General features: G+C 42.3%; 16 protein-coding genes. 6 read left to right on the top strand and 10 right to left on the bottom strand.

Going from position 1 to position 19,998, the window contains the following annotated elements; all coding sequences use genetic code 11:
* Positions 1-765: 765 nt before the first annotated feature.
* The 5 genes from ACM0OZ_RS43810 to ACM0OZ_RS43790 all read right to left on the bottom strand — a co-directional run bounded on the left by ACM0OZ_RS43810 (position 766) and on the right by ACM0OZ_RS43790 (position 8,208).
* Positions 766-3,357 (bottom strand): tetratricopeptide repeat protein, encoded by a 2,592-nt coding sequence (locus ACM0OZ_RS43810; RefSeq protein WP_414589171.1) that lies wholly within the window; start codon positions 3,355-3,357, stop codon positions 766-768.
* Positions 3,358-3,638: 281 nt separating this feature from the next.
* Complete coding sequence (locus tag ACM0OZ_RS43805) at positions 3,639-5,657, bottom strand: S8 family serine peptidase (protein WP_414589170.1); 2,019 nt, start codon at positions 5,655-5,657, stop codon at positions 3,639-3,641.
* 506 nt (positions 5,658-6,163) lie between these two features.
* Complete coding sequence (locus tag ACM0OZ_RS43800; protein ID WP_414589169.1) at positions 6,164-6,541, bottom strand: lysozyme inhibitor LprI family protein; 378 nt, start codon at positions 6,539-6,541, stop codon at positions 6,164-6,166.
* A gap of 117 nt (positions 6,542-6,658) precedes the next feature.
* Positions 6,659-7,939 (bottom strand): hypothetical protein, encoded by a 1,281-nt coding sequence (locus tag ACM0OZ_RS43795; RefSeq protein ID WP_414589168.1) that lies wholly within the window; start codon positions 7,937-7,939, stop codon positions 6,659-6,661.
* Positions 7,940-8,082: 143 nt separating this feature from the next.
* Complete coding sequence (locus ACM0OZ_RS43790) at positions 8,083-8,208, bottom strand: hypothetical protein (protein ID WP_414589167.1); 126 nt, start codon at positions 8,206-8,208, stop codon at positions 8,083-8,085.
* Between the two features lie 285 nt (positions 8,209-8,493).
* Here ACM0OZ_RS43790 and serA point away from each other — a divergent pair, with 285 nt between their 5' ends.
* The 3 genes from serA to ACM0OZ_RS43775 all read left to right on the top strand — a co-directional run bounded on the left by serA (position 8,494) and on the right by ACM0OZ_RS43775 (position 12,032).
* Entirely contained in the window at positions 8,494-10,074 is a 1,581-nt protein-coding gene (serA, locus tag ACM0OZ_RS43785; protein WP_414589166.1) for a phosphoglycerate dehydrogenase, read from the top strand.
* Between the two features lie 88 nt (positions 10,075-10,162).
* Positions 10,163-11,086, top strand: coding sequence for a 50S ribosomal protein L11 methyltransferase (prmA, locus tag ACM0OZ_RS43780; RefSeq protein ID WP_414589165.1), 924 nt, complete (start codon positions 10,163-10,165; stop codon positions 11,084-11,086).
* 196 nt (positions 11,087-11,282) lie between these two features.
* Positions 11,283-12,032 (top strand): class I SAM-dependent methyltransferase, encoded by a 750-nt coding sequence (locus ACM0OZ_RS43775; RefSeq protein WP_414589164.1) that lies wholly within the window; start codon positions 11,283-11,285, stop codon positions 12,030-12,032.
* Positions 12,033-12,092: 60 nt separating this feature from the next.
* On the opposite strand, the gene ACM0OZ_RS43770 is transcribed toward ACM0OZ_RS43775, so the two are convergent.
* Entirely contained in the window at positions 12,093-12,233 is a 141-nt protein-coding gene (locus tag ACM0OZ_RS43770) for a transposase (RefSeq protein WP_414589163.1), read from the bottom strand.
* Between the two features lie 289 nt (positions 12,234-12,522).
* On the opposite strand from ACM0OZ_RS43770, the gene ACM0OZ_RS43765 reads away from it, so the two are divergent.
* Positions 12,523-12,975, top strand: a complete 453-nt coding sequence (locus ACM0OZ_RS43765; protein ID WP_414589162.1) for an Hsp20/alpha crystallin family protein — start codon at positions 12,523-12,525, stop codon at positions 12,973-12,975.
* Positions 12,976-13,293: 318 nt separating this feature from the next.
* Positions 13,294-14,655, top strand: coding sequence for a hypothetical protein (locus tag ACM0OZ_RS43760; protein ID WP_414589161.1), 1,362 nt, complete (start codon positions 13,294-13,296; stop codon positions 14,653-14,655).
* A 155-nt stretch (positions 14,656-14,810) separates the two neighbouring features.
* Here ACM0OZ_RS43760 and ACM0OZ_RS43755 read toward each other — a convergent pair whose 3' ends face one another.
* The 4 genes from ACM0OZ_RS43755 to ACM0OZ_RS43740 all read right to left on the bottom strand — a co-directional run bounded on the left by ACM0OZ_RS43755 (position 14,811) and on the right by ACM0OZ_RS43740 (position 19,278).
* Positions 14,811-15,890, bottom strand: a complete 1,080-nt coding sequence (locus ACM0OZ_RS43755; protein ID WP_414589160.1) for an ABC transporter ATP-binding protein — start codon at positions 15,888-15,890, stop codon at positions 14,811-14,813.
* 213 nt (positions 15,891-16,103) lie between these two features.
* A complete protein-coding gene (locus tag ACM0OZ_RS43750) occupies positions 16,104-16,988 on the bottom strand; it encodes a carbohydrate ABC transporter permease (protein WP_414589159.1) in 885 nt (294 codons plus the stop codon).
* A 38-nt stretch (positions 16,989-17,026) separates the two neighbouring features.
* Complete coding sequence (locus tag ACM0OZ_RS43745; protein ID WP_414589156.1) at positions 17,027-17,932, bottom strand: carbohydrate ABC transporter permease; 906 nt, start codon at positions 17,930-17,932, stop codon at positions 17,027-17,029.
* 59 nt (positions 17,933-17,991) lie between these two features.
* On the bottom strand, positions 17,992-19,278 hold the full coding sequence (locus ACM0OZ_RS43740) for an ABC transporter substrate-binding protein (protein ID WP_414589172.1): 1,287 nt from the start codon (positions 19,276-19,278) through the stop codon (positions 17,992-17,994).
* Between the two features lie 435 nt (positions 19,279-19,713).
* Here ACM0OZ_RS43740 and ACM0OZ_RS43735 point away from each other — a divergent pair, with 435 nt between their 5' ends.
* A complete protein-coding gene (locus ACM0OZ_RS43735) occupies positions 19,714-19,962 on the top strand; it encodes a hypothetical protein (RefSeq protein WP_414589154.1) in 249 nt (82 codons plus the stop codon).
* Positions 19,963-19,998: the final 36 nt, after the last annotated feature.

Genomic DNA, 19,998 nt, shown 5'->3' with positions numbered 1-19,998 from the left:
ACCCAAGAAGTGATTCCTGGAATCCCCCGCCTTTAGGCGTGGGGAGGATGTCAATTTTCTATTTTAACCAAACAGCGGAAGAGATATTCCCGCGATTGCCTCCCTTCTGCCCCTTGGGCAATCGCCTCCCTTCTGGCACCTGTGCGATCGCATGATTGCGGGCACTCTGTGCCAATGCCCTTTGGGCACGCTACGCGAACGCACATCCTCATATCCGCGTTGATTTGGAGACTTACGCTTGGAGATAGCAGGCTCAGTTTTTTCCGTTTTAGCAACTTTCGATCATTGGGTATCACGTAAGGTATGAGCGTGCAGACATACAGCGAAACTCGACGGAACAAGGGGTAGCGTTACCGTCAGTATGTCAGATTTTTCTCGTTTTACCAGTTTTCGGTTATTTGTTCGTAAAATCTCTTAGCGATCGGGTGTTAGCTAGCAGACATCGGAAGCGCTAAATGTAGTACGGCGCAAATGTATATACTGACTGTTTCCAGAAAAGTGACACTTTTTCGGCAGCCATCTCGGCTCAATCCCACAATAAATAAAAGCAGCAGCATTGGGACTTACGGTTCTTCCAGATTGCTTAGTTTTTATCGCTTGACAATGTTAAGAAATATTTCGCCAACAGTGTCTACGTTATATCTGCCCCTATTTCCCGACATATTACTGGTGATCTGGTGATCTCAATGGGGGCTTTCCATTAGTTCCACAAGGTAAGAAGATTGAGTAAAAAGGATATTTTCAAAATCGGCGAACCTACCGAAATTAAGTGTTTGGTGGCTGATTCCACCCTCTCTCTATTCTCTCTAAATCCTTCACAGCTCCCAATTCCTGAAAGTTTTGATGGGCGCTGTTGTAATGCTGTTGAGCAAGTTCTGTGTTTCCGCGTTGCCGCTCAAGCTGTGCTAAAGAGTAGTTAGTCTCAGCAATATGCCAAGTTAACCCTAGTTCTTGCATCTTTACCAAAGCGTCTTTTAAGTGCTTATCTGCTGTTTCCAAATTGCCTCTATCGAGTTCAATTCTTCCTAGAGAACCAATTGAAGTTGCTATGCCAGTGCGCTCACCTAATTTTGTCCTCAATGTTAGAGATCGCTCATATTGCTTTTTTGCCGCATCCCAGTTGCTGCGTTTGCGCTCTAGATATCCTAATGAAGCGTATAGACTTGCTATCCGAGACTGCTCGCCTAATTCGGTGTAAATTTCTAAAGCTTGTCCATAAAATCTCTCAGCTTCATTTAAGTTTCCTCTTTGACACTGAATATCTCCTAATGAACTCAAGGAAATTGCTTCACCAGGACGATTGTCTAATTTTTCTCTTAACTGCAAGGCTTGTAGATACAGTTCCTCTGCTTTATCCAAATTTCCTCGATTGCTCTCGATATGTCCTAGTGAACTCCAAATAATTGTGATGTTAAGGGGATTATAGAATTTTTCCCATAATTGCAAAGATTTTTGATACCATACCTCCGCTGCATCCAAATTTCTCATTTCCAATTCAACATTTCCTAACATATATAGAGATAAAGCTAAATCTTGTTGAATACCGCGTTTTTGTTCCCTATTCACAATTTCATAAAAAGAATTTTTGGCTATATCTAAATCCCCAAGTTGAAAATATGCATATCCAATTTCTAACTGAACAATAGAGTATTGGAATTTATCAATATAAGGAATAATTTCCTCGCACCTTTCTTTTAATAACTTCCAGTATCCCCATCTTCTGAAATATTTGAACAGTACATTCCTCAATAATTTTAATGAATCGTCATATTTTTTTAACTGAAATGCAAAATATTGAGCTTCTAAAACTGGTTGTAAATCTTCTGGCGTTTGGGGACTATTGTCATTATTCCCAAATATATGAAAATCATAACTAGAGATGTAAAAATGATAAGCAATTTTAAAGAGATTAGACATTTGGTCTTTATACTCTGAACGCAAAAACTCCACGACTACCTGATGTAAGTCATAAAATAACTTACATTTTTGTTCATCATAGTGACACTGTACTAAACTGCTATCAACTAATTGCTTTAAACTCGCTTCAGTTTCACTAATTTCTATCTCTGTAAAATTAGCAGTTTCTTCTAAATCTGTTGCTATCATCAAAGGAGAGAAAGGCGAGAAAGATGGGAAACATATATCCCATTGATCTGTATGTAACCGTAAGAAAGTTAATCCTTGGATATCTATACTCACACGCAACACACACATCCGACGAAGTAAATCTTGTGTAGCGTCATTTTGCCTTGCCAGTTGTTCTCTAAGAATGGGTTCAACCTTTTTCGTCACCAATTCTGGATGCTTGCGGAGATATCCAGGCTTACCCTTACCAATGCTCGCCAGTTGAGTTAGCAAAAATACATGACCGCCAACGTGCTCAGACACCCACTGCAAATCTGCCAAATTATCTTTCAGTTGGCGCTGTTGCAGAATCTCCATTGCCGCTTCAGTTGTCACTCCTGTCAGCGTCTCGATATGCACCAACTCTGAATCTGGTTCCACACCTTGATAGCGTCTATCTGCCAGATCTGCTGGCACTTCACGACTAGTTAATATGGTTTGAGATTTATGCTGTTGATATACTAGGGCATTTAGTAATTTACCCCAATCTGATGAAATAGTCCGTCCTACTTGCGGATGGGTGGCTGGATGTAAAATAGTTTCCAGGTTATCGAGCACCACAAGACAGCGTGTTTGCGTCAACCCCTCAATAATTTTCGCTATCTTGTTATCAGCTTTGTTCAAAACTTCCGTTGTCTCAATACTCAACCCATCTTTTAACAGAAACTCAGCCACATCATCAAAACTTATCCCCTCTTGTGCCTTGAAATAAATTACGCGCTCATAAGGACAGTCTGCCAAATTTCTACCCTTTCCAACGGAGGTCGGGAAAGCTCTTCCATCTAAATTAATACCCAGTACCTCTAACAGTTTCACAGCTAAACTGGTTTTACCAATGCCCCCTTGCCCAATGAGTGCTAATACTTTGAGGGGTTTTAGAAACCAGTTTTCTTCAAGAAACTCGGTTTTTTTCAACAGTAGCTTAGCTAGTAATTCCTTCAGCAGTTCATCTCGCCCCTTCCACACTGGCACAGATGGAATTGACTGATTCATCACGATGCGTGTTTTAGGTGTGGGGTTGGTAGCATTTAAGATTGCCTGCTCAATATCTTCACTCGGCTTCTGGCTTGTCAATCCGCCAGCACCACTACAAACATATTTGACAATTTGAATCACGATATTATCATTACCGTTGACACCTTGCATCCCACCACCCAAGGTTGAGTCATTAGCCTGCTGGTTAATACCTGGTTTAGGAGATTGATTTGAGTCAGAATTCGTCGGCTGGCTCATTGTAAACTTTTGCTACAGTTTAAAAATATTTATCAACACTAAACAAAGTCAGGAGATATCGCATACAGGTTGGGGATTTTTTGTCAAGTTAATAATTTATTGATTGTTCTTGAAAGTTTATTTAGCCAAATCGTTCCTGAAATTTGACCAAAGCTAGATTTTTTTGCTTGTCCAACCAATGCACACATTTAACAGGTAGGCTATCGATAAAACGGCTGAAAGTTTAGCTAATTCCAAAAGAAGCCAGCGAGCAGGGTGAGCACTGCCCACCCTAAAATCATTTAAGACACTCGCACAACGAATGCATATGATTGTGGATTTATAATTCGATGAGCACGCACCACGATTTCAACTTTCCCTGCAGGTACATCGGTCAAGACAACCTGCTCAACATTATTCCGGCGATCGAACTCAGCCGAGGATGGCGGCAGATTTCCGTGTCTCTCCTGTCCGTCCGCAGTTCGCACAATCAAATCCAAATCATTCTGAAGTGCTTCTCCAGGGAAATCGGTCCACACCAATGTTACCTTCACAAGGGAGTCTGATTCGCTGACTTCTACTTCCGTTTTTTCCTCTTCCCCAGTATCCAATGCTGTAGCTTCATCCTTGAAAATCACCCGCTCGTTATCGCCTCTTGGTCCTACTGTAGCGGCTAAATCAACTCGACCAAATCCTTCTGAGAAGTTGGGAATTTCTCCCGTTTCCGAGGGAACGTATTGACCGACAATATCCTTAGCTCCGTTGATCAGCATTGCCTTAACCAAAGCTGCAGTTGGTTGGTGCTTCTGTTGGGTTTGGAAATACTCTCTCACCACCGCAGCGCAACCAGCTACCAGTGGTGTAGCCATGCTAGTACCAGCCAGAAAGGCATAAAGGGGGTCTGTGGATGTGCCAAAGAATGAATCGAGCTGCGCATCTCTTGAGCGAGTCGAGAGTATGGCAGTTCCAGGAGCAACAACATCTGGCTTAATGCGCTCATTTCGAGTTGGTCCTCGGCTGCTGAAAGCCGCCATGCCTTCTGCGTTGTTGGACCACCCATCAGAGGCTATTGGCTCGACTCTATAGCGACCCAAAGTGCTGTAGGGTTTGGATTGCTCTGGTCTGTTATTCTCCGTGGCTCCAACAGTGATACAATTCTTTGCCGTTCCGGGTGCGCCGATAGATCCATTATCGATCACCCCGTTGCCATTTATGTCAACGCCATCGTTGCCTGCAGCAAAGCAGATCACCATGTCTCGATGCTCCCAGACAAATTGGTCTACTTGTTGAGAATCTACAGTATATCGCCCAAATGTCGGAGCTCCCCAGGAATTCGTATGAACGCGAGCGCCATCATTTTCATACGGGACTTTGAATAAGTTGTTCAGGTCGTCAGGAAGCCCTCCCAAGCCTCCTTGGCGATCAAGAACGGACTGAAACACAAGCTTAGCTTTAGGAGCAGATCCCCGAATGGGACCTCCCATTGTCTCAGATTTGCCATCGCCAAGAACGGAACCTGCAACGTGGGTACCGTGTCCATTAGGATCATTTGCGGTTGACCGTCCCAATGGGTAAAGCTTGACGACTCTGTCTGTGAAGGCAGGATGAACGTCTGTGGTTGAACCTTTGTCGAAGCCAGTGTCGGCTACTGCTACAACTTGATTTTCTCCTTGGAGATTGACCGTGGTGTGTGTCTTTTCGGCATTGATAATTCCGAGAGCCACATTGTTGAAAAGCTGGCGTGGAACAAACTCTTCAATGTGTCGCACCTCATCTATTTTTGCCAAGTCCTCAAGATAGCGAGGTTGAACCGTGAGTTTTACGGCGTTATTACTGAATTGCAAATCTTCAGGGTTCAGTCTAGCAGCAGCAGCAACGCGATCGCGAAGATTGTCGTCAATTGAGACATTATGATGAAACACCACTTCCACCCGTTTTGGCTGCTGCAATATTGGTGGTTCTACATCGCTCAGAGCAAGTAGATTATTCGTGTTTTTATTGACTTCTGCAGTACGCAGCTGAGGTGGAATTTTGAAGCCCTCTAAATAGATGTTCGCCCACTCGACAAACGGCAAGTTGCGGATAGCATCCAGATTAGCAGGTTCATAACGAGCGATGAAGGTATTTTCTGGTACGAACTCCAGGATTTCGACGCCTAACGTTGCGAGCTGATTTTTCTGGTCTCGGTTCAGCGGTTGAGTCGTTTGGATGAGAATATAGTTTGAGTTGGAACTGTCGGGACTAATAAGACCAGCAACGCCCATCGCGTTTTTCTGGGCATCTGGGTCGATTGATACACCGTTGATGGTAATCTTAGCCATTGTTTTTCTCCTTAGTTTTATCTACTATCATCGATTTCAGCATTTCGGACTTACGCTTTGACAAAAGTATAATTTTGTACAAATAACCTACTTGATTTGCTGAAGTTCAGTTAAGCCTTTTGATCAGAGCTTTCTGTATTGTTAATTGGTGTCAGCAAAATCAACTTATGCAGTAGAAACGGAAAAGAATGCCAGCAAATCCGTCACAGAGTCAAAACCTTTTAACACATAACTTATTTTATTTGTCAAGTCTCTAAACCCTAAATATTAGCCCTTTCAAGGTGGGTAAAAATTTTGGTCAAGGAATTCCTCTTTAACCTCTTTACTCTGTGTTCTGGAGTGCCTATGTGGTTAAATTAATAACTTAATAAACCGCCGAGACACAGAGACCACAGAGAGGAAAAAAGAGATTTTACGAGTCACCTTGAAAGGGCTGCCCCTAAATATAAGAACTCAAATCAAGTTTCTGAATCGCTTTTATGACAAGCGATTTTGGGAAATTGTGATTACCGAGAAGACAAATAATTCTGTAAATCTTTTGTACGTTGAGTTGTTAGGCGTTCTAGGCATCCATTACGAAAGATTTCATAACCTGTGCCACCACGGTTGCCATAGACTTCAAAATCACAGTTGCGATCGCGAAACTTAATCCATGTTTGCTGTGCTGCAGTCAGTATTTCCTTCTGCTCACCATTTAAGCTAGATATAACTTTTTGATACACCTCATTAAGTTGTCTATCTGCTGCTTGATACGACTGCTGAGAACAGTACTTCATTTCTGGTGTGGTGAGTGCTTTCTTGCAATCAATTTTTTGAGCAACAATCTCTTGTGCTATCGCTAGTGCGGGAATACCTGATATTGATAAGGGTGCAATAGTTGTCATGAGCAAGGTACTTATCAACCTTTTATGCATGAATTTGATTGACATAAATAGAAGTTATTTTTGCAACTTTAAACTCACTATATTTCGGAAATTACGGAAATAACAAAAATAACTTGCTCAAGGGCGCTTGCCATTTGACTTAGAAACATGAGGCATATATTGTGGGTGCTGCATCGTACCACAACAGCAACGGCGATCGGCATATAGACCAAACTGGGATAGATCCACAGGACCAGCTATGGCGTTTGCTCCCAATACTTGGCGAAATTCAAAGTGTTTCCGTATAAACTGAACACAGTCTTTGTTTCCGTCTGCCTCAGCTATTTCGATCATCGCGTTGGCAACATCTGCAAAAGTGGCATTAGTATCCGGTGCCTGAGTTATAGCACGCAGTGTCAGTCCAGCCATGTATTTGCCAACTTCATACAAAACTTCAGCGGAATCTCGGACATGAGGATCGCGGCGTGAGGTAAACAAATCTGCCAGAATATCGAATATTCCCCCAGTAAATACTTGGGAAAGTTGATGCACCTCGCTAGAAACTTCGCTCAGTTTCAGGTTATTGTCTGCATTGCGCAACCCATCGGGAAGTTGAAAAGCGTCTCCAAATTCCTCGGCAAGCTCAGCGAGTATGCTTTTTTGATGTAAATCTGCCTTTGTCTGCGCCACAATATACTCTACCATATCCAGCTGGGACAGCAGCAGGAAGATTGAAGTCAGATCGCCGAACGACTCATGCAGCGCTCCTGTTTGTGCGGGTGCATCAAATGACAGCCAGTTTGGCTTCAATGAGTCCAGCACCGCGTGTCCGGTTTCATGGGCGACAACATCCAATGATCGGCAAGTATAAACTTTTGAGTTTGCCTGTGGGTTTCCAGGAGTGAAAAAGAAGAATTTTATGGCTTTTTCGTCACGGCTGTAGTAAGCATTCGCGGTCTCTCCAGCATGGGGATAAACTTGAATCGCTTCCTCATTGCCGTTTGTATTCCACTGCCAAGCAAGCTTTTTGTTCAAAACTCGCTGGTACATTGTCAGCACTTGGCGAACAATGGTATAAGTATGAACCGCGTCGAACGCTTCCTCGTTGGTGGGTTCAATCAGGAAATTGCGATTGGCATCTGGAGTCACAGGCTGAACACCCTGGATCGTAATTTGCGAATCGCTGGGACCTTCATTTACTTGAGTGTGAACGTAAACAGTTCTTGGCAGATTGAGTTCCTTCACAGAAGGGTCTTGCTTCCAAATCCGCATCTGTGAGCCAAATAAAGGCGGGTTCACATTTGCAGGCAATTCCACCATTTTTTCTGCTAAGGCTTTCACCCGTCCCTTTTGGGCGACCGCCTTGTGGAATTCTTCTAGAGGGTTCAATGGACTTGATTTAACTGATTTATTTGCCATAATTCTTTTCGTTTATCCCTTTACATAGTTTTTTTGGTTGCAAATTACCACACCTGATGGTTTAGGGTCTGATAATTGAACTCATCTGCGTCTTCCCTAAGTAACTACTTCTTCAAAGTTCTCGATTCCAAAAACAGAGTCATCTAAATTTCCATCGTTTGAAGTTCCTCACCCGCGCTCCGGGGCGATGGGCAAACGCTCGCGTGCGTGTCCTCTGGACTCAGCCCCGCAGTCATGCGATCGCCACAATCGGTGTATTTGTCCTGCATATCTTTGAGATCTTGAGCTAAACCTAAGAAAATTTCACAAATATATTAGGTTTTGGATATAGGTTTTGGCACTGTTAATAGTTTATATTTACCGAGTAAGTGGCGTTAGATATGGGAGGAATCGCTGCACAGTTCTAACAATTAACCCTCTAGTATCATAATTAACAGACGTAGCCATCACTTACTGCATATAAAAAGTCATCATTTCTGCTAAATTGCAAGCGTTTGAGTCTAAACTGAAAAGTCCGTGTTCCGGAATACCTCTAGCTTTAACATCAGCTAATCATGTCTAAAGTTCTTGTCTCCGATCCAATTGACCAGGCTGGGATTGATATTCTCTCCCAAGTCGCCACTGTAGATGTCAAAACAAATCTAAAACCAGCCGAACTCATAGAAATCATTGGTGAGTACGACGCGCTCATGATTCGTTCTGGTACCCGTGTTACCAAAGAAATTATTGAAGCTGGGACGCAGTTAAAAATCATCGGTCGTGCTGGTGTCGGTGTGGATAATGTCGATGTGCCCGCCGCCACGCGCAAAGGAATTGTGGTCGTCAACTCTCCAGAGGGGAACACGATCGCCGCCGCCGAACACGCGCTAGCTATGATGCTGTCTATGTCTCGCCACATCCCTGATGCCAACGCTTCGGTGAAACGCGGTGAGTGGGATCGCAAAAGTTTTGTCGGAGCCGAAGTATACAAAAAAACTCTGGGTATTGTAGGCTTAGGTAAAATTGGCTCCCATGTTGCTGCTGTTGCCAAAGCAATGGGGATGAAACTGTTAGCTTTCGACCCCTTCATCTCGACTGAAAGAGCAGAACAAATTGGTTGTCAATTAGTAGATTTGGATTTATTGATACAGCAAGCAGACTACATCACGCTGCATATTCCCAAAACTCCAGAAACCACCCACTTAATTAACACCGAGAGATTGGCAAAAATGAAACCCACCGCCCGCATTATTAACTGCGCTCGCGGTGGGATCATTGACGAAGAAGCTTTAGCAGTCGCTCTTAAAGAAGGGAAAATTGGCGGTGCGGCATTGGATGTGTATGAGACAGAACCCTTGGGCGAGTCCTCATTAAGATCACTGGGGAAAGAAGCTGTTCTCACCCCACATTTGGGCGCTTCGACAACAGAAGCACAAGTTAATGTGGCAATTGATGTTGCTGAACAAATTCGCGATGTGTTGCTGGGACTTCCTGCGCGTTCAGCGGTGAATATTCCAGGACTGAGTCCCGATGTCATAGAAGAACTCAAACCCTATATGCAGCTAGCGGAAACCTTGGGTAACTTGGTGGGACAGTTGGCTGGTGGACGAGTGGAATTGCTCAATATCCGGCTGCAAGGCGAACTGGCTACAAACAGGAGCCAGCCTTTGGTAGTAGCATCTCTCAAAGGTCTACTTTACCAAGCCCTGCGGGAACGGGTGAATTACGTTAACGCCAGCATTGAAGCAAAAGAGCGCGGAATTCGCGTTATTGAAACGCGGGATGCTGCGGTTAAAGACTACGCAGGTTCCCTGCATTTAGAAGCTACAGGTTCTTTGGGAACTCATGCTGTTACGGGCGCTTTGTTAGGCGGGGGGGAAATCCGCCTCACCAACTTAGACGATTTCCCGATTAACGTTCCCCCTAGCCCACATATGCTATTCACCCTGCACCGTGATATGCCAGGGATTATTGGCAAACTCGGTTCCCTACTTGGTAGTTTTAATGTCAATATTGCCAGTATGCAGGTAGGTCGCAAAATTGTTCGTGGTGATGCGGTGATGGTTCTCAGCCTTGATGATCCCTTACCTGATGGGATTTTGTCTGAGATTACCAAAGTGCCTGGAATTCGTGATGCATATACGGTAACACTATAGGAGTCAGCACTCAGGAGTCAGAAGTCAGAAGAAATAAATAACTCCCGTGTCTTCTGGCTCCTGAATTCTGAATTGTGAATTCTGATTTATGGCAAACACTTGGTGGGAATTACAAATTCTATGTGAACCAGAGCTAGAAGATTCCATCTTTTGGCGGCTGGGAAATGTTGGTTGTCGCGGAACAGCTAGTGAAAGAAAAGGAAATAACTTGTTGATACGGAGTTATTTGCCCGAATTCCAAATGCAGCTTTCTTCTTTAGATGAACTCTCACAGTGGCTGCGTCAAGATGCTCTTTCTATGGGGCTTTCTATACCAACTCTACAGCGGGAGTTGATTGATGAGCAAGATTGGGCAACGAGCTGGAAACAATATTGGCAACCCCAGGAGATAGGCGATCGCTTCCTGATTAACCCCGCATGGCTAGCAGTACCAGAAAATTCTGACCGCGTAGTTCTTCGTATGGATCCTGGTGTAGCATTTGGCACGGGTGATCATGCCACAACACAGCTGTGCTTAGAATCATTGGAAATGCAGCTGACTGACCCTCCTAACTTGGAAGAGGGTGTGGTCATTGCGGATATTGGTTGTGGTTCTGGTATCCTTTCGATAGGGGCGCTGCTGTTGGGAGCAAAGAAAGTCTATGCAGTAGATGTTGACCCTTTGGCGGTAAAATCAACCGCAGAAAACCTCGCACTCAACCTTATAAGTCCAGAAAGGTTAGTGGTGGCTGAGGGAAGTGTAGACGTTTTGACAAAACTGATTGAGCAACCAGTCGATGGTATCGTCTGCAATATTTTGGCAGATGTGATTATAAAGTTGGTTCCACAAATGAGTGCGATCGCCGGAGGCGGGGCTTTGCCCATCGCCAAACCCAACTCTTGGGGTATTTTTAGTGGCATTTTAGTTGAGCAATCCAAAGCCGTCTGCGACAGCCTAGAAAAACATGGGTGGGTTGTTGCAACCGTGTTGCAGCGCAAAGAATGGTGTTGTATTAATGCGCGGCGTTCTTAAGCAGTCTTAAAAAAGGACGGCAAAACCAGTATCCAATTGAGTGCAATATAGCAGGATTGTAGGGGCACGGCTTGCCGTGCCCATAAGAGGGTGTTTATAAATAAAAAATAAAGAAGTATGTAAATGACGCCTGGGTTGGTTCATTAAAGGGTATTTTGCTACTATGAATTTAACTTCTATACCATAAACTATTCCTATGGAAATCAAGAAATCAAATACCATCAGGGAGTATAAATATTTTAATAATGAGCTTCTTGACAATATCGACAATAGTTTCAGTAGTGATTTCAATTATTTTTCTCCTGTATGGAATGAAGTTTTAAAAACTATTGATATTCATAATTTATTGGATGTTGGTTGTGGTACAGGAAATTTTTCTTGTAATTTAAAGTCTAAAATTTCTGGTAAGTTAATTGGTGTTGATGGCAGCAGTTATGCCCTGGAAAAAGCAAAAGAAAAAGGATTTGATGAGGTTTACAAAGTAGAGGACTTGTGTACGCAGCCGATTCCTTTAGAAACCGAGAGTGTAGATTTTGCATTATGTAAAGATGTTTTTGAGCATCTTTTAGACCCTCTTTATTTATTATCAGAAATTCAACGAGTTTTAGTACCTGGGGGCTATCTTTTAACACTTGTCCCTAATCATTTTCCCATTGCTGGTCGTCTGAAATTTCTGCTGACTAACAACTTAGACACTTTCAATTATTTTCCCAACTCAAAAGCTTGGAATCTTCCTCACATAAGATTTTATAATTATGAAAATTTTGTAGATTTTTTAGGACAAGCTAACTTTAGGGTTGTAGAAAATTATAGTGGATTTTTTCCAAAGCTTCCTATCTTCCATAGAGCATTGCGTCTTCTAGCAAAATCTTTAGTAAGAAAGTTGGCAACTAGTAATCCTACCCAGTTTGCTGAAGGCTTAACGGTACTTGTTCAAAAAGAGTGAGTCACAGAACCATCCGCAGGGAAATCATGAGGTATCATCCGCCACGAGCAACCTGCACTTCTAATGTAGAAAATCGCATTGACAACAGAAGCGCATATCTACTTCACGGCGTTTCCCGCGTTTGCGTTCCCCTGGAATCATCGACTTGATTAACTGCCATTCAACATCGGAGACATCTGTCGGATATGGCTTTCGGCTCATGGCATCCGCTCATCAATACTCACACTGTTTTCTTCAACATATGTAACTTTGAGTTCGCTTACATACTTCTTTATTTTTTATTTATAAACCCCTCTAAGAGTGGTGTACGCAACACCAGAACTGCTATAAATGCGCTTTTTTATACTTCTTTCATCAAAGTTCGGTAATCATTATTTATCAGGTGATAAAAACCGGATTATCACTCACTTTATTGTTCAATAACATAAGAATCAAAGCAAGTTAAACGCTGAATTCATTAAACAAAATCCTATTGATTGGAGACACAACAATGGCATTAGTTCGTTGGAACCCTTGGCAAGAAATGAACTCCTTACAACGTCAAATGAACAGTTTATTTGATGATATGCTCGTACCCACAACAGTTGTTGAAAGAAACTTTACAAGAGTTCCTGCTGCTGAATTGCAAGAAACAGCAGATGCTCTCCATCTCAAGCTAGAACTTCCAGGAATAGAAGCTAAAGACTTGGATGTGCAAGTCACACAAAACGCTATTTCTATTAAAGGTGAGCGTAAGTCAGAAACCAAGACTGAAGAAAAGGGTGTAACCCGCAGTGAATTCCACTACGGTAAATTCCAGCGCGTGATTCCTTTACCCACTCGTATTCAAAATACCAATGTCACAGCAGAATACAAAGATGGTATTTTGAATTTGACACTTCCTAAAGCTGAAGAAGAGAAGAACAAAGTCGTCAAAGTTAACTTGGATCAAGCTGCAGCCTAATTGATTTTGAACAGTTATTAACTCCCTTTACCTTTAAGGCGATTTAACTTAAATGCACAGTTGGTTAGCCTAAAGGTAACGCTCAGTCTCTTTTATGAGACTGGGCTTTTTTATTGACCAAAAAGCAATGCTGTAGTCTTACCATGTGGTTTGTACTTTATGCAAATGACAAGCACTGTAAGCTTGGATGTTGGAGTGTAAACTTTGGCATTGCGATAATGCTTCTCAAAACCTTTAAAAATGATGTCTGCTAATGTAATCCGGTAACTCAGTATATACGCTAAGCTAGCCAATGTAGCATAAAATCTTTGTGGACTTATGGAATTTCAGGACTGGTTTTCTAGTCTTCCTCCTGCGTTGAGACCAGCTTACTTACTTGAAGAACCTAACCAAGCAATTCTACTTTACAAAGGAGAACTGGAAGTTGAGCAGCAGAATATAGTCACCAAAGGAAGCGGTACTGTTTACCTGAAATGGTTCCCTTACCCCCAAGTTGAATTCCATATGTCCAGCGACAACTTAGGTAGAATCGATACTGGTGAAGCTGATCTCAAGTTGTCAGAGACTGAAGGTTGGCTTAAGGTTTATGTTTCGAGAGTGAACGAGAAGTTAAATCAAACCGAACATTCAATGCAAGTCTGGGGACTAACCAAAGAACCTATCATCATAGGATCAGGAAATGGCTTGGCATATATAAAGTTTCACCTAACCAACTTTCATAAACTATTTGGTTCTTGTACATCAGTATTTATCCAAGAAGATTCCAGCAAGACTACGATTGAAAGAGTTGTCTTTGAGGCTGGGGGGTGGAGGGTAACGATAGATCAGCTTGAGACAGTAAGTCAGATATTGAATTCCCTCACCTCACAAGGAGGCTATGCTATAACTCATGTAGGAAAACTTGAAAGAACTGATGAGACGGCTTTTGCAGTAGATGAAACGCGGGACTTTTTAGAAGCTTTTTCTTACTTCCTTTCATTTATCCGAGGCTTTCAAGTTTCTCCCACTCTCCTGGTAGGCTACAATGCAAGTGAACAGCGAGTTTGGGAAGAGTGGAAATTATCGAATTCAGATCCTTGGTGGTCAGTAGACTCATGGGCTTGGGGTTTAGACGGTAAGAACCTTGCAAATACTTTTCCAGGGTTCTTGAAATGGTGGCAAGATTGGAGTGAATCAGCCAAACTTGCTATTCATTGGTATTTAAAGAGCAATAGAAATGTAAGCGGGATAGAAGGCTCAATTATTTTGGCACAAGCTGCATTGGAACTTATTGCATGGGTTTTCTTGGTGGAGAAAGGTAGCATTAGTGAAGAGGACTTTAATAAAAAACCGTTTGACTCGACCTCAAGAAAAATAAATCGGCTTCTTGAGGAGTGTGCAATTTCTAAAGACATACCGTCTGAGTTCACTAACTTAGCTGACTTTGAGTGCAAGCTAAAGAACAGTAATAATGGACCGTATGCATTTGTTGAAATCCGAAATAGTATTACCCATTCAGCCCCCAACAATCGCAAAACATTTGTCAATACTTCCAGTGCAGCAAGAGTTGAAGCTTGGATGCTTGGGCTATGGTATTTAGAACTTATTCTCCTAAAAATGTTCAACTATAAAGGGTCTTACTTCAAACGTAGACCAGGACATTGCTGGTATGGTGATGTAGAACCTGTCCCTTGGGTTTGAAAATTTCATAAAGAGGAGAAAGTAGCTTTACTTGGACAAAGTGCTACTAACAACTAGAAACCTTATCCCCAGCTAATTGTAATATGTCTGAAACACAGACATAGTAGGTGTTTTCAGCAAAGTAGCACTTTTTTCTAGCTATCTCGGCTCAATCTCTAATGAAACCGCAGCGCATCACCTGATTGAATATCAAACCAGTGGATATTCTGGGGTGGCAAAGCTAATGTAATTTCCTCATGATTCCATTTTTGGTCTGGGGGTAACAAAGCACGGACGGTCAACGGTTCTGTTTCAGAACTTGCAACACGCACACTTACTAAATTGTGCATACCCAAGTTTTCTACCAGATACACTTGACCTTGAATCGTCTGTGTATCATCTGGTTGTGGAATGCGGACGTGTTCTGGACGGATACCTAATATAATTTCTGGTGGTACTGTTGGTAAATCCGGCAAAAGTATTTTTGCATCACCAAGCATTGCATAACGTCCTTTGCAAGGGAGCGTCAGCAAATTCATTTGCGGACTCCCAACAAATCCAGCGACAAACAAATTAGCTGGTTGGTTGTAGATGCGTTCTGGCGGGTCGAGTTGCTGGACGAGACCATCGTTGAGTACAGCCACTTTTGTGGAAAGTGTCATCGCTTCTGTTTGGTCGTGAGTTACGTAAACCACAGGGGCTTTTTGGGTGGCAAATATTTGCTTGATATCTGCACGGACTCGTTCGCGCAGAAGTGCATCTAGGTTACTGAGTGGTTCATCCAACAAATACACTTGCGCGCGACGCACCAACGCCCGACCGACGGCTACCCTTTGTCTTTGTCCCCCCGATAATTGACCGGGTTTGCGTTGCAATAATTCTTCTAATCCTAGAAGTTTTGAAACTTCTGTGACTCGCTGTTGAATTTCGGCGCGAGGAGTTTGTTTCAGTTTCAATCCAGAGGCTAGGTTTTCGTACACGCTCATGTGAGGATAAAGTGCATAGCTTTGAAACACCATTGCCATATTGCGATCGCCTGGTCGCTTAAACGTAATATCCTCGCTTCCAAGAAATATTCGACCGCGAGTCGGTTCCTCCAATCCTGCAATCATTCGCAGTGTTGTAGATTTACCACAGCCACTTGGACCAAGTAAAGTCAGAAATTCATCTTCATCTACAGTTAAACTAACGTCTTTAACTGGAATAACTTTGGGAGTATATGTTTTATTTAAGTTTTTTAATTCAAGTGTCGCCATGATTTTTATTGCAGTTTGTAATTGGGTAAGGTACACGAAAGAAATAATGAATTACAGATGAACACAGATGAATACAGATAAATCTGTACTTCATTAGACTTCTTGCAAAAGTCATTTTCTTAGTGTACTTCTTTGCGTCTTTGCGACTTTGCGCGAGACATAATAACATTTATGCAAGAGGTCTATTCAATTGAGTTGCGCTATATCTGTTGATTATCCCTTAACAGCACCAGCAGTAAGACCTTGAATAATCTTGCGCTGGAAGAACAAAACGAGTAAAACTAACGGCAAAGTTCCAACAACAGTCGCTGCAGCAATAGGACCATAGGGAATTTCAAAGGCTGATGCACCGCCTAATTGTGCCGCAGCAACGGGAATAGTTTTCATGTCTTCACGAGTGATAAATGTCAGAGCAAAGATAAACTCATTCCAGGCAAAAATAAATGTGAGAATTCCAGTCGTCACCAAAGCAGGAATTGTCATGGGTATTAATATTTGTAATAGCATTTGCAAAGTATTGTACCCATCTACCCTTGCTGAATCTTCCAAATCTTTTGGTAATTGCTGGAAAAAGCTGCGTAACACTAAAATTGTCAAAGGTAAATTGATAGCAGTGTAAGGAATAATCAGTGCTAAATAGTTGTTGCCCAAATGTAATTTTTGGATAATTTCTAAGAGTCCCACGAACAGCAAAATTCCAGGAAACAAAGTCACAATGAGGATAGCTGCAAGGATGGCTCTTCCACCCCAAGGACGCAACCGTGCTAAAGCATAAGCAGCAGGCGCACCCAACAGTAAAGATAAACCTGTGGAAACAATCGAGACGAAAGCACTATTTAAAATGTAGCGCCAAAACGGACGACGAGTAAATAATTCAATGTAGTGATTGAGGGTAATCCGAGTGGGAAAATAAACAGTGGGAATTTTGGCAATATCCTGATTCAACTTAAATGAGGTCAGTAATTGCCACATTACTGGTGCGAGACAGAAAACGACGACTAAGGCGATCGCTATCCAAAGCAAAATCTTTTTCCCAGGATTCTTTCCTTTTGTTTGTGGTTTAGGATTTGTGGTTAATCTTTCCTCAGTGACAGCCATAGCAATTTTAGATTTGGTTTATATTTGAAAATTTGCAGTTAGTAAGAAGTATTGATTCGAGATTTGTTGAGTAAAAAACTGGCAATAGCAACCGCTGCAATCAATAAAAGAAAAGTTACCACTACTAGTGCAGCTCCATACCCAAAATCTAAGTAGCGCATAACGGTAGAATAGATATACAGTGATACGACTTCTGTTGCACCACCTGGACCACCTCCAGTCATGACAGCCATCAAATCAAAAACTCCAAAAGCTTGAGCAAACCGAAACAGCATAGCAATCAGAATTTGTGGCATCAAAAGGGGTAGAGTTATTTGGTAGAAGCTTTGCCAGGGTGTCGCACCATCAATAGCGTGGGCTTCGTACAAATCTGATGAAATCGACTGCAACCCAGCGAGTAACAAGATGCTAATAAATGGAGTTGTTTTCCACACATCTGCAACTATCACAGCTATCATTGCCAATGTTGGTTCTCCCAACCAGTTAATTCCAGTTTGAATCAAACCCAGCCGCAGCAGAATGTCATTGACAACCCCAAACTGGTCGTTAAAAATCCATGCCCAGGCAAGACCTATGAGCGCAGTAGGCAAAGCCCAAGGTAAAATGGCGATTGTACGCACTGCACCCCTGCCAAAAAATGGCTTGTTCAACACTAGGGCAATACTTAGTCCCAGCAGTAACTCTAGAATCACCGTTGTTGCTGTAAATACTGATGTTGTCCAAAAACTTTGCCAAAAACGACCATCTCCCGCCATTCGTGCGTAATTTTCCAAACCAGAAAAGACGGGTTGCAGCTTCGTTCCCAAATTTTGAGTAAAGAAACTTAACCAAAAAGCACGGGCTATTGGATAGCCGAAGACAAACAACAACAACAGCAAGGCGGGTAGCAAGAAAATCCACGCTGTTCGTTGTTCTCGACTTCGTATTGTTTGCATGTTAGTCATTAGTCATTGGTCATTGGTCATTAGTCATTTGTAGAGACGCGCCATGGCGCGTCTCTACATTAGCTCCTAGCCCTCAGTAGTCGCCTCGTTTCATCAGCAGCAGCTTGCATCGCCCTTTCAGGAGTTATGCGATTTGTCAGTGCAGCACTGAGGTAACGTTGCAAAATATCTGATGCTTGAGGATATTGGGCAATAGGCGGACGTAAAACTGCTTTATCGACTATCTTAAGTAACTGGGGGTAGTAAGGATATTTGCTGACAATTTGTGGATCTGTAAATAATGAGCGTCGGCTTGGTACAAAACCTGCATTTAAAATAAATTGGCGCTGTGCTTCTTCACTGGTAAAATATTGAATTGCTGTCCAAGCTTCTTTAAGATGTTTAGAGGATTTGGAAATTCCTAAACCCCAACCTCCCAAACACGCTCCTCCACTGTTACCAGGAGTACCAACCATTGCTTGAATGGCGATTTTACCTTTGATGGGAGAATCTTGAGCATTAGCTAAGGGCCAAACATAAGGCCAACTCCGTAAAAATGCTGTTTGACCGCTTTGAAATATACGTCTTGTATCTTCCTCAAGATATGTTGTGACACCAGGTGGAGAAATTCCTTGTTGAATAGTGTCTTTCAAAAAAGCGATCGCCTTTAATGTCTCTGGTTTATCTAACCCAACTTCCAAGGTGTTGGGATTCACCCAAAATCCACCAAAGCCTTGCAAGACTTCCACAAACATCGCAGCGAGTCCCTCGTACTGGCGACCCTGCCAAACGTAACCCCAATTAATTTTTTCTTGCTTTTTTAAGGACTGAGAAATTTTCAGCAAATCTGCAAAGGTTTCTGGTGGTTGAAAACCTGCTTGCTTGAGTAAGTCTTCCCGGTAGTAGAGAACTCCAACATCACTCCGCATGGGAATTCTGTAGAGTTTACCTTCGTAACGTCCCCCTTCTACGTCTTTGGGCGAAAATGCTGCCAACTCTTCTTTTGTCAAGCGATCGCTCAAATCTAACAACCATCCAGCAGCAGCAAACTTGGGTGTCCAAATCACATCCATATTGATCAAGTCATAAGGAGAATCACCCAAGATAAATGCCGAAGTATACAGGTCTTCCAGCAAATTTGTTGCATTTGGACCTTCAATAATATTAATCCGAATGCCCGGATTTTTTGCTTCAAAATCTTTTATTATGCCTTGTCTCCAAGGTTGGGCATCAGGAGCAGTCATCAACATATTCAGGACTACTGGTTGCTGCGATAAAGCTTGCGCTATGGAAAATAAGATGATGCCCAGTAATACACCCAAAAATATTACTGTACGAAATTTTATTTTTTGTAATATTTTTCGCAGTTGTTTTATTTTTTTTAATTCAAACATTTTTACCTAAAAAAAATCTAGCCGAAAAGCATCTATTTTTAATATTGTTTTATAAAAACAGTTTATATCAATTCTCTGTAAAAAAAGCACTTAATACTTACTCTTTCAGTCTTGGCGTGTTTGGCGTCTTAACGGTTTGTTTAATAAATATTAAGTGCATCTTGATAGAGAATTAGTATTATAAAACAGTCATTTTATTTTCTAAAGTTATCTGCCTTTAGGTATATTTGCAACTCCCTTAAGGTATAACTATATAAAAATACTATAGATATTAAATAAGCAAAAACCAGAATTTTATATTGAGACTTGTTGCTGCGATCATGCAAAGCACCCCTTTAGGGCAATAATCGCAGGAGTCATCTGCATTTCAAACCTTTTCCAATTCAAGAATCACTTCCCAAAAAGGCTATGCCACTCACTAGGAAAAAACCGCAATCAAAAAATAATAGTCTCACTTTGCCAGAAGGTACCGAGTTAGTTGGCTTAGTCTTTGATGTCGTTCCTGTTGGCAATCCTACTTTATTCCCAGAATATGCGATGGCGCAAAGCGCCCGCTTTACAGCGATCGCACTTCACGCTTGGTTTTTAGAAATGCCCTACGAAACCGTCAAAACCTACGTTAAATTGGCGCGGAAAGCTTTAGCTTCTTCGCCGTAAGCCCCGCGCTATAACGGTACTCCGTGAGCGCGCCGG

It is taken from the genome of Scytonema sp. PCC 10023 (assembly GCF_963920835.1).
Taxonomy (GTDB): Bacteria; Cyanobacteriota; Cyanobacteriia; order Cyanobacteriales; family Nostocaceae; genus Kalymmatonema.
Note: the sequence above shows the minus strand (reverse complement) of the source record. Positions and strands in the feature narration are given on the sequence as shown.